This is a genomic window from Pseudomonas sp. SIMBA_068, from assembly GCF_046534705.1.
Lineage (GTDB): Bacteria > Pseudomonadota > Gammaproteobacteria > Pseudomonadales > Pseudomonadaceae > Aquipseudomonas > Aquipseudomonas putida.
The window spans coordinates 1-235 of record NZ_JAWRYI010001685.1 but is presented as its reverse complement, the minus strand read 5'-3'; the positions used below and the strand labels follow the sequence as shown (position 1 = coordinate 235).

Below are 235 nucleotides of genomic sequence, written 5' to 3'. Positions count from 1 at the left end.
CTGGGTGCCGTTGCCGTGGTGGTAGTCGACGTCGAGGATGGCGACCTTGCGCTTGCCTTGGTCCAGGAAGGCCTGGGCGGCGATGGCGGCGTTGTTCAGGTAGCAATAACCGCCCATGACTTCGCCGGCGGCGTGGTGCCCCGGTGGGCGGCACAGGGCAAAGGCCGAATGGGCGCCCTGCTGGATTGCCGCCTGGGCCGTGAGGGCGACCTGGGCGGCGCTGTAGGCGGCCTGC

The 235-nt window shown here is 70.2% G+C and carries 1 pseudogene; it reads right to left on the bottom strand.

Annotated elements, in window-relative coordinates:
* Positions 1 to 235 (bottom strand): annotated as a pseudogene (locus SB756_RS35475) (histone deacetylase family protein); the annotation flags it as partial.